Source organism: uncultured Thiodictyon sp. (assembly GCF_903828115.1).
GTDB lineage: Bacteria > Pseudomonadota > Gammaproteobacteria > Chromatiales > Chromatiaceae > Thiodictyon.
In genome coordinates this window covers 1-2755 of record NZ_CAIKKU010000057.1, presented here as the reverse complement: position 1 = coordinate 2755, position 2755 = coordinate 1, and the positions used below count along the sequence as shown (strand labels likewise).

At 62.6% G+C, this 2755-nt stretch carries 2 protein-coding genes; both read right to left on the bottom strand.

Annotation, left to right across the window (positions count from 1 at the left end; genetic code table 11):
• Positions 1-141 precede the first annotated feature (141 nt).
• Positions 142-1941 carry a sodium:solute symporter family protein gene (locus QZY48_RS02065; protein WP_295427047.1) on the bottom strand — a complete coding sequence of 600 codons (1800 nt, stop codon included), beginning with the start codon at positions 1939-1941 and terminating at the stop codon, positions 142-144.
• An 11-nt stretch (positions 1942-1952) separates the two neighbouring features.
• Positions 1953-2210: a DUF4212 domain-containing protein gene (locus QZY48_RS02060; RefSeq protein ID WP_295427044.1), complete on the bottom strand. Its 258-nt coding sequence runs from the start codon at positions 2208-2210 to the stop codon at positions 1953-1955.
• Positions 2211-2755: the final 545 nt, after the last annotated feature.

Sequence of the window (2755 nt, the reverse complement as noted above, 5' to 3'; positions counted from 1 at the left end):
TCGTTGTCGTAATCGAGATTATCGTAGCGCCCAGGATTCTCTCGCACGCCAAATTGCATCGTTTCACCGATTACGATTACGACAACGACAACGACAACGACAACGACAACGATGGTGTTTGACTTGTTCTTGACTCGTTACTTAGAGTCTGGCGTCAACGCCCGGCTCCGCCCCCTTGGGTACGCGGATGTCCTCCACCAGTTCCTGGATCGGCCCCGGCGGGGCGGCCGTGAGGCGCGATACCAGGTAGGCCACGGCGAAGTTGATCACTGCGCCCAGGGCGCCGATGGCCTCCGGGGCGATGCCCAAGACCCAGTTGTCCGGGTTGTCGGGCGCCATCGCGGTGGCCGGAAAATAGAACCAGCCCTTGAACCAGACGATGTAGCCGGCGGTGAACGACAGTCCGGACAACATGCCCAGGATGGCCCCGGGACCATTCGCGCGTTTGTCGAAGATCCCCAGCATCAGCGTCGGGAAGAGGGTGGCGGCGGCCACCCCGAAGGCCAGTGCCACCACCTCCGCGGCGGCGCCGGGCGGATGGAGCGCCAGGTAGGCGGCGAAGAGGGCCGCGGGCACCATGGCGATGCGCCCGGCCAGGAGTTCCCCCCGTTCCGACAGTCGGGGCAGCAGCAGGCCCTTGAGCAGATCGTGCGAGATGGCCGAGGCGATGGTGAGCAGCAGTGCCGCGGCGGTGGCCAGCGCGGCGGCCAGGGCGCCCGCGACCACCAGGGCGATCACCCACGCGGGCAGGTGGGCGAGCTCCGGGTTGGCCAGCGTCAGGATGTCGTGGTCGATGCGGGTCAGCTCATTGCCCTTCCAACCGTAGCCCGCGGCGGTCGCGGCAAAGCGCTGGTTCTGGTCGTCGTAATACTGGAGCCGCCCATCCCCGTTCTTATCCTCCCAGGCGAGCAGCCCGGTCTTGGACCACCGGTTCATCCAGTCCGGCAACGTGTCGATCGCCACATTGGCCGTCGCCGCCCCGACCGGTCCGGTCTGGATGCTCTCGATGAGATTGAGTCGGACCATGGCCCCGACCGCCGGGGCGGTGGTGTAGAGAATGGCGATGAAGATCAGGGTCCAGCCGACCGAGGAGCGGGCCTGCGCCACCCGGCGGACGCTGAAAAAGCGCACGATGATATGGGGCAGCCCGGCGGTGCCGATCATGAGCGTCGCCGCCAGCAGGAACAGATTGAGCGTCGCGTCCTTCTGCGCCGTATAGGCGCTGAAGCCCAGGTCGGTCATGACCTGGTCCAGTTTATCCAGCAGCGCGACCCCGCTCGCCGCGCCATCGCGCAGATACTCGCCGCCCAAGGCGAGCTGGGGGACGGGGCTGTCGGTGAGCTGCAGTGAGATAAAGATGGCGGGGATGGTGTAGGCGAGGATCAGCACGACATATTGGACGATCTGGGTATAGGTGATCCCCTTCATGCCGCCCACGACGGCGTAGACCAGGACGATGCCCATGCCCGCCGCGACCCCCACCGTGAAATCCACCTCCAGGAAGCGGGAGAAGGCGATGCCGACGCCGCGCATCTGGCCGATGACAAAGGTCACCGAGATGATGAGCAGACACCCCACGGCGACCAGCCGGGCCAGGCCGGAGAAATAGCGGTCGCCGATGAATTCAGGAACCGTGTATTTGCCGAAGCGGCGCAGATAGGGGGCCACCAGCAGCGCGAGCAGGACATAGCCGCCGGTCCATCCCATCAGGTAGACGGAGGCGTCATAGCCGTTCTGGGCCAGCAGCCCCGCCACCGAGATGAAGGAGGCGGCGGACATCCAGATCGCGGCGGTCGCCATGCCGTTGGCAATCGGGCCGACGTGCCGGTCGGCCACATAAAAATCGGCGGTCGTGCGCGCCCGCGCCCGGAAGGCGATGGCGATATAGAGGGCACAACTGCCCCCGACGATGGCCCAGAGCCAGAATTGCAGTGACAGCATGGCCGTCTCCTTTAGTCCTCGCGGACACCGAACTTACGATCGAGCCGATGCATCGCCCAGGCATAGACGAAGATCAGCAGCACAAAGCAATAGATCGCCCCCTGCTGGGCGAACCAGAAGCCCAGCTTGAAGCCGCCGAGCCGGATGCCGTTGAGCGGCTCCACCAACAGGATGCCGAAACCGAAGGAAACCAGGAACCAGACCGCCAGCAGCACGGTCAAGAGGTTCAGGTTCGCCCGCCAGTAGGCGGTACGCTGTTCGGGTGTCATGGTATCTCGCTCCATTCTCAAATTACAGACGAACGCACCATCGCCGGAGAAAATCCGCGCCTGTCGAAAAAAATAGACAGGATTAACAGGATAAGGAACGGTGCACTGATAAATTAAACAATTTCATTAGAGACTGCCCATGACGCCATTTTCGTTGTCGTTGTCGTTGTCGTAATCGGAGAAGCGATGCAGTTTGGGGAGAGAGAATCCGAGGCGCTACGATAACCTCGACAACGACAACGACAACGACAACGACAACGATAGTGTTTAACTTGTTCTTGACTCGTTACTAAACATGGACGCTTGAACCACCCGCCATCCTGAAAATCCTGTTAATCCTGTCCATTTGCCCTGCGCCGGCTGGAATGCTGGGTTTGACTCATCGGCTTAAAATGATGGCGGTCAGGAACGTGGCGTCAGCGTCCGTGTCCCGGTGCAGCCGCGCCCGCGCATTGTTAGGCTACCCGTTTTGCGATGTCAATGATTCCTGCGCGATTCCCGCGCGGCTTTCCCGGAAACGCCGAGGCCCGAGGTCGCGGGGCGAC